An 8,739-nucleotide genomic window follows, 5' to 3' on the forward strand; every position below is an offset into this window, starting at 1 on the left:
GTGACGACCGTCAACACGGCGCTGGTGGACGGCGACGAAGACGCACCGGCCCCGCAAGGACGATCCGGGGAATCGTCGACACCGGACCGGACCGGGGCCCCCGAACCGCGCGCGACGGACGCGGACACCCAGGCCCCGCCGACCCCGCTCTCCCCCTCCGAGGCCGAAACCGTGGCGCAGCGGGCCCGCGAGACGGCGGAGAACGCCCTGGGGCTGGCACGCGGGGCCGCGGACCGGGTGTCCGCGGCGGCCCGGACGGCGGCCGACGCCGCCACCGGGACCGCGGACGCCGTGACCGCCGCCGAACAGGCCGCCCGGGCGCGCGAGGAGACCGCCCGCGCGGCCGGAGCGGCGCGGGACGCGGCGCGCCTGGCCGTCGAGGCCGCCCGCGGGACGTCCGCCGCCCTCGACCGTGCCGAGCAGGCGGTACGGGAAGCGGCTCCGGGCACGGACGCCCACCGCGCCGCCGCCGACGCCGAGGCCGCCGTCCGCGCCCGCCACGAGGAGACGGTGCGGCTGCGGGACGGGGCGCAGCGCCACGCGCGGGACGCCGACGCCGCGCTCCGCGACGCCGCCGCGACCGCGGACGACGCCCTGACGACCGTCTCCCGTCGCGTCGCCGGGGAAGCGGAGCGGACCGCGACCGCGGCGGAGCGGGCCGCCAACGGAGCCGCCAACGCCCTGCGCGTCACACGCGAGGCCGCGGACCGGGCCGCGCGGGCGGCTCGGGACGCGGCCGACGCGGACGACACCGCGTCCGCCGTCACCGCGACGGAACAGGCCGCCCGGGAACGGGACACCGCCGCCAACGGAGCCGGATCGGTGCGGGTGGCCGCGGACCAGGCGGAGGGGTTCGCCGGCCGGACCGCCGCGTCGGTCGCGCTGGCCGAGCGGATCGCCCGGGCGGCCGCCCCCGGCACGGACGCCCACCGCATCGCCACGGACGACGAGGCGGCCGTCCGGGCCGGCAGCGACCGGGCGGACCGGCAGCGGACCGAGGCCCGGGCGCGCGTGGAGGAGGCCGCCACCGCACGCCACGACTCCACCACCGCGGCCGTCGAAGCCCTCACCGCGGCCGCGCACCGTGCGGCGTCCGACTCCGCCGGTACCCGGATGGCGGCCGACGACGCCTACCGGCGTTCCGGGATCGCGCGGAACCGGCTCGCGCGGGCGGAGGACGCCGTCCGGGCCGCGGTCCTGGCCGACACCGCGCGCCCCCGCCGGGCGCAGGAGTCCCGGGACGCGGCCCGGCGCCTCACCGACGCCGTCGGTGAGGCGCGGGAGGCCGCGGACGCCGCGCGGCGGGCGCGTACCGGCGCGGAGTCCTTCGCCGAACCCGCACGCGTCGCCGGTACCACCGCCGCTTTGGACTCCCTGGGCCGGGTGTCCGCCGCGCTGCGCTCAACCCCGGACAGCGCCCATCCGGCGGCCGCGCGGGTCGAGACGGACCTGCGGCGGACGGACGCACTGGTGGGAGGCGCCCGCGACCTGCTCGGACGCACCGCGCAGGACCTCGCCGACGCCCGGCGCCACGCGCAGGACACCGCGCTCTCGGCCGACCGCGCCGAGGCGCTGCTCCCCCGAGACCTCCCGTCGGCGTCCCGCCTGCGCGAGAAGACGGACGCCCGGTACGACCTGGACTACCTCGTCACCTCGCGGCTGAGCGGCCCCGACCGCCTGTTCACCAGGGCGGTCCACCAAGCGGTCGCGGGCATCGTCGGACAGCGGATCGCCGACCCGCCGCCCGACCTCCCCCAGCTGGTCGACGCGGCCCTGAACCGGGTGGCGCACGAACACGGCATGTCCGCCTTCTTTGCGCCCGGGGGCCGGGAGATCACCGTCACCGACCCCGGGACGGACGGCGCCGCCCCCAGGTCCTGGACCGTCCGGGTCTCGCTGGCGTCCGAGGACCCCGCCGGGTACCGGCACCTGAACGTCGAGCACCGGAAGTCGGGAGCGCCCCTGGAGTCCCGGGAGGAGGAGCGCAGCCGCTCCACCACCACCGGGGGCTCATCGTCCTACGACCCGCGCCGTATCCTCGCGGCGCGTTTCACGGGAAGCCCGCTGCTGCTCGGCGACGTCAGCGGGTCCGCGGCGGGACCGTGGGTGACGGCCGGCGGCAGCTTCTCCCGCGGGCAGCGCGCGGCGTCCCACGGCGGGACGACCACCGCCGCCTCCAAGATCGAGTACACGACCTTCGCCAAGCCCGAGTTCTACGCCAACGACCTGCGGGTGTGGGCCGAGGTGACCGCGCGGCCGGAAGGGGCCGGGACGGCACCCGCCGCGGGCGGAACCAGCGGGAGGGACGCCGGTGAGGCCCCTGCGCCCGCCGTGGACCTCCCCGTCGGCTCCTCGGTGATCCGTGACGGCATGGTGTTCACCCTGGCCGGCGAGGTCCAGGGGCGGCCCGACGGGATGCCGGGGCACATCGACCTCGCCCCGGGCGCCGGGGAGGGGGACGGCCCCGGTCGCCGGCCCCGCAACCTCGGCCCGACGGGCGGCCTGCCCATCGCCGTCCACAGCGTCACGCCGAACGCCCCGGCCGGACGGGGCCCGGCGCACACCGACCTGGGCTCCTGGGTCGCCGACTACCTGGTTTCCGACGCCTACCGGCTGAACAGGGAGGCGACCAGCGAGAACACCGCGGTCCAGTGGATGAAGGACCTCACCGGGCCTGGCACCGGCCAGGACATCGCGCGGTGGCAGCACGAGATTCGACACGTCCTCGACAACGACTCCTTCCAGGAGTACCTCCCCCACCTGGACCGGGGTCCGGTCACCGTGAGCGCCTCCCACCCCCGTCTGGGCGAGGTGATGATGGAGTTCTCCGCGAGGCCGCGCGACTACCGGATCAAGGACCACAGTCCTCTGATCGACGACGCGACCTTCAAGGAGAGCGTCAAGGACGGCACCAGCCTCACCCAGAGCCGCAACACGAGCTTCACCCTGACGGGGGGGACCGGCTTCGGCCTGGTGGCCGAGCTCCCCTCCGGAGGAACCCTGCGTGTCAACGCCCCCCATGTGGAGGCCACCTGGTGGCAGTCGCTGCACTCCGAGAGCCACAACGCCTCCGGCTCGGGCGAGCACCGGTCCCTCAGCCGCTACGTCTCCTCCACGGAGAGGTTCGCCGCCTACGAGGCTTCCCACGACCTGTTCGTCCACGTCCAGGGCGAGGCGGCGCCCCACCACTTCACCGTCACCGGTGTGGAGCTGCTCCCCGGCGAGACCGCGGGCCGGCTGGACCGGGCGGCACGGGGCGAGGAGTCCGCCGACAGCGGGGGCGAGGGCGAGCGGCGCCCGCCCTTCCCGCACCTGGACACCGAAAACCCCGTCCACTTCCGGGGGTCCCACTTCCTCGGCCTGGAGTGGAGCTCTCCCGCTCCCGGCGCCGGGAGCGACGGGGACTCCGACGGCTCCCGGGGGGCCGATGCCCCAGGCACCTCCGGGGCGTCGGCACCGCCGGTCACGTCGGACGACCGGCGCGGCGTCCTGGACCGGTACCTGGACGACGTGCTGGCCGGGATCGCGCGCGAGCACCCGGGTCTGGTCATCCCCGAGCTGGCCCGTGACCGGGGCACCTACGCCCGCAGGCCAGGACGGGAGGAGGCCTCCTACTTCGAGCGTTCGTTCCGTGAGCGCTGGGGGTTCCGCCGCTCCTACGACACCGCCTACAAGAACACGATGCTGGTGCGCGACACCCTCCAGAGCACCCTGGGCAAGGACGGCCTCGAAAGACTCGCCCGCCCCGGGGAGGGCCTGCCCGTCCGGCTCCGGGAGTCGGCGACGGTGGACCCGACCCTGATGGCGAGGCTGAAGGAGTTCCTCCGCCCGGACACGGTCACCGTCCGGCTGCACGCGGAGTTCGGACGGCTGTCCCATGACGGGAAGAGCACCGCCGAGACGGGCCTTCGGGTACGCGGCACCGCCTCGGCCTCCACCGAGTCCGCGACCGGGAGCGCGTTCACCCTCGCCGTCTCCGCGGGTTCGGGCATGGTGCGCTCGGCCGAGGGCGACGCCCGCGGATTCGCCCGGCTGCTCGGCGGGTTCATGGCCTCGATGGGCTGGAACCGGGTCGACCACTTCGACGCGGCGTACGGCCTGGAGCACAAGTCCGACGCCCGCCTGTTCTTCCCCGAGGGCTCGGACCGGTGGAGCGGCGAGGTGATCCTCAGCGCCCGCCTGCACGACCACGACGCCGAGGAGCAGGCCGACGGCACCAGCCGGGGGACGGAGCTGCTGGACCGGCCCATCAAGGCCGCCTACTCCGTGGTCACGCCCACCACCGTCGGCGACAACCTGGTCTCCGCACGACCGGACCCGGACCGGCCCGACCGGGACCGGTCGGGAATGACCCCCGACGAGGCGCGGGAGATGCTCGACCCCCGCCCGGGGCGCCGCGACTCCCCCGAGGAGGACGCCCCGGGCGCCGAGGACGGGACCGCACCGGCCGAGGAGACCTCGCGGACCTCCGGGGCCGAGGGGGAGACCCCTGTCGCCCCGCCGACCGACAACACGCGTGTCCTGCTGGACCACGGCGCGATCATCGAGCACGTCAACCCCCTGCTCCGGGAGGCGGGCGACACGGGACCGGGCCGCAACCTCCTGCGCCGCACCCTCGACGCGTTCTCCCGTCCGCGCCGGTTCTGGTCCGACGGGGGGCGGACGAAGCTCTCCTCCTTCCTGGACAGCGTCGGCGGATCGGCCCTCCTCTCCAACCTGGTGTCCCCCACCGCGGTCGCCTCCGACCCGGCCTCCTTCGCGGAGACGGGCCGCCGCAGGCGGATCGAGATGCGGGGCACCTGGTTGTCCCCCAACGACATGCGGGCCACCGGGGTCACCAAGGTCGCGGTCGGTGAGATCACCGACCTGCGGCTGGCCAAGGCACAGGTCACCGTCCAGTCCGAGACGGTCTCGACGGCGTCCGCCGCCGTCACCAGGATCAGCGGCTTCTTCGCCCGGTTCACGGGCTTCGCCGGGGGGACCACCAACTCCATCGAGGAGGGCGGGGCCGAATCCGGCGCCGACCGGTCCACCGCCGACGGCATCGTCCCCATGGCCGGCCCCTCCCACAACAGGAGCTTCCTCCGCCGCGGCGAGACCATGGACTCCGGGGTCTCCTCCGCCTCGGGACTCCTCCTGCTGCCCAAGGCGGCGGCCGTCTACGCCTTCACCGCCGCGGGCTCGATCGCGCAGGCGTGGGAGTTCAAGAAGCACCGCGGCCTCAACCTCCCCAACTGGTGGACCCACAGGTACGCCGGATGGAAGGCACGGGTCGACGACCTCGTCTCCGGCTACATCACCGCCCGCGACGCCGAACAGGCCGGCGTCATCACCGACGCCGTGACCCACGGAGACGACGGCGCACCCGAACCCTCGACCCAGGCCAACCCCACACCACCGCCCCACGCCCGCGTCCGCGCCGGATTCGACAGCGCGGGCAGGCAGACCCTCCCCGTCGACCCGGCCCGCGCCGTGGACGCGTTGGAGACGAGGCTGCGCACCCACGGGCTCACCCTCAGCCGCGGGGGCAAGGAGCGCCTGCTCGTGACCCTGTCCGAGCAGTTGGGGACCGCGACGGACGCGCTCCCGCCGATCCCCGTCAACGTCGTGTCGACGGACCGCAACGCCCACTTCTCCAAGCCCGCACGGGTCCTGGTGGAGTTGGACAGGACCAATCCCCGGGTCGACTACGTCACCTCGGCGGCCGCCACCGTGGAGACCCACTCCTGGCAGGCCGAGCACTCGCACCAGGACTTCCGGCAGTCCTCGCACACCACGGGCCTGGACTTCGTGCCCTGGCAGCCCAGCGGCACGAACGGCGGCAGTGACCGGCCGCCGGACAGCAGCCTCCTCTTCGTCTCGCCCGCCGCGGGGGCCGGTGGGACCCGGAACGCGTCCGAGGGATTGTCCTCGTCCTCGGAGACCACCCACACCATCGTGATGGAGTCCTCCGGCCCCTACGTGAAGATGACGGAGGACGCGTCCCTGACCCTGACCATCGAGGTCGACGGCGACGGGCTCGTGCCCACCGCGGGGGTCCGGCGGGGAGAGAGGGCGCCGTACCTGGAGTACAAGCGACCGATCGTGGAGACGGCGACGGTGGACGGCGGGCGGGTCCGCACCTTCCACCTGGGTTCGTCGCTGGACTTCACCCCGCCCGCGGTGCCCGCCGCGCCGCTGGACACGGTGCCCGCGCCGCCCACCGCCGCCCCCCGCGCGGGCGACACCCTCGCGGGCGCCCTCACCACCGCCACCGGGGAGCTCGCACCGCCGCCGGACGCGCTGCGCGACGCCGTCATCATGCCCACCGCCGTCCACGGACCCGACCTGCGCGACACCGCGCTGCGGACCGTCGCCGCGTCGCTCGGCTGGGAGCCCCCGGCCGCCCCCGACTTCGGAGGTGACCCGACCGCCGAGCAGCTCGACCAGCTCCGCGCCCACCACGCCCGCGCCACCGAGGACGCCCGCCGCCACATCGCCGACCGCCTCGAACTCGACCCCCGCTACACCCCCATCGACAACTCCCTCAACCCCGTGGCCCTCAAGGGTCTCCTCTCCCACAACCTCGGCCGCCCCTCCGGTACCGACATCCTGCGGATCGGGCGCACCCAGTGGCGTGTCGCCGCCACCCCCGACTTCACCGGCGCCCGTATCGTCACCGCGCGCCCCGACGCCCGGCTCGTCCACAAGGAGGCCGAAGGACGGAGCGTCTCCCACAGCCGCTCCCAGGGCGGCGGAGCCACCGCCACCACGGCCTTCCGGCCCACCGGCCACCACACCGTGGACCCCGACGACAACGACCGCACCGCCTACCTCACCGGCTCCGGAGAGGCCACGGCCCGCACCATCACCGGTGACTCGCCCACCGCAGACGGCCTGGCCAGCGGAGAGCCCTCCGACATGGAGCGCCAGCGGCTCGGCACCGCCTACCTGGTGGAGTTCGACACCACCTGGACCACCGGCGCCCGAACCGACGAGAAGACGTTCTTCGGCGGCACCGCCCCCCGGCAGTTCACCTCCCACCACACCAACAGGACCAGCGCCTGGATCTCCTGGAGCGACGCCGTCGCCCTGGGCGTCCTCACCTCCGAGCAGGCCGACGCCGCCGAAGCTCCCATCACCGCCGAGTACGACGCCGCCAAGGCCATGGCCGACGCCGAGGCCGCCTACACCGAGCAGCGCGCCAAACTCCCCGCACTGGTCAAGGCCTACCTCGACGCCTACAAGGCCCACGCCGCCGACCCCACACCAGCGAACCGCGCGGCCCTCGACGGCGCCCGCACCGCCTACGGAACCCAGGCCACCGCCTACCGCACCGCCCTGGAGGCCTACGACGAGGCCGTCGCCGCCTGGACCACCGCGACCAACGCCACCGCCGCGCACCTCGCCGGCATCACCCCGCCCGACGCACCGCCTCCGGCGGCGCCCCGCCCCACCCCCAGCGCGCCTCTGGAGGAGCAGCTCCGCCCGGTGTTCGGCCTCACGCCCCGGGAGGCCCCGGCCGCGCCCGACCCGAGCGGCACGACGACGGAACCGGATTCGCGCACCCCGGCCCCCGCGGCCGGGCCGCCGCACCCCGGGACCACCTCCCGCACGACCGTCTTCGCCATGACCGACATCGCCGGAGAGGTACGGGATCCGGACGGGGACGGCACCGGGATGAGCGGCGCCGACCTCGACTCCCTGGCCCGCGGACTGGGACTGACCGACACCGACGGCTCCGCCGCGTCCGGGCCCGGGACGATCCGCCGACTGCCGACCGGGGCCGAAACCGACCGCTACGGCGCCCTCCTGCACGACCCCGCCTACAACCCCAACACCTTCGACGCCCTCCCCACCGCGACCCAGGACGCGGTCTCCGCCTACACCCGCTCCTCCTGGCTCAACCGCTTCGCTCGCCTGAGCCCGCTCGACGAGGCGACGGTGCAGGCCGAACTGGACCGGATCCGGGAGGAGAGCCGGTCCCACCCCGGATGGCAGGTCTACGAGATCGGCGGCGGCCGATGGCCCGACCTCACGCAACTGCAAGAAGCCGCGCAGCAGGGGACACTGAGCCCCGAGCAGCAGCGGATCGTGCGGGGCGTCCTCGACAACCCCTACCCGCAGGCGGCGCTGGAGAACCTCCGCGAACACGCCGGACGTGCGGGCCGGATCGCCGAATCCCTCGCCCTGGGCGGGGAACCGGCGCACTTCCCCGACGCCCCGGAAGCCCTGGCGCTGCTCCGGCGCCTGGACCGCGCCACCGGCCACCCCTTCCCCGAGGGCTTCGAGGCCGTGCACGGCACGTACCACCACCAGCACCTGCTGGGCGAGGGCAACACCGATCCCCACACCCTCGCGGGGACCACACACGTCGAACAGGGCTACCTGTCGGTCTCCCTGGGGACCGTCCCCTCCGCGGCGGGCGGCTCCCCCATCGACCTGATGCGGCTGACCGTGCCGCACGGCTCCCACGGGCTGTGGGTCGGCGACCGCAGCCAACACCCCCGCGAACGCGAGGTGATCCTCACCCGGGGGACCCGCTACCAGATCACCTCGGTCGAACCCTGGGGACGCGGCTACCTCTTCCACGCCCAGATCCTGCCCCCCACCCACGACGACGGGCCCACCACCGCGGCCCCGGCCTGGGCGGGCCAGGCGCTGGAGCGCATCGACCAGGCCCTGAACGCGAATGACACGGCAGCGGCCCTGACCGGGATACACCAGGCGGCGCGACACGTCACCGCTGACCTGGCCTCC

The 8,739-nt window shown here is 75.1% G+C and carries 1 protein-coding gene; it reads left to right on the plus strand.

All coding sequences use genetic code 11. From position 1 onward, the window contains the following. A partial coding sequence (locus G011_RS30480) for an ADP-ribosyltransferase (RefSeq protein WP_231391630.1) occupies nucleotides 1-8,739 on the plus strand: 8,739 nt, incomplete at both ends.

The sequence above is a fragment of the Nocardiopsis sp. CNS-639 genome, from assembly GCF_000381685.1.
GTDB lineage: Bacteria > Actinomycetota > Actinomycetes > Streptosporangiales > Streptosporangiaceae > Nocardiopsis > Nocardiopsis dassonvillei.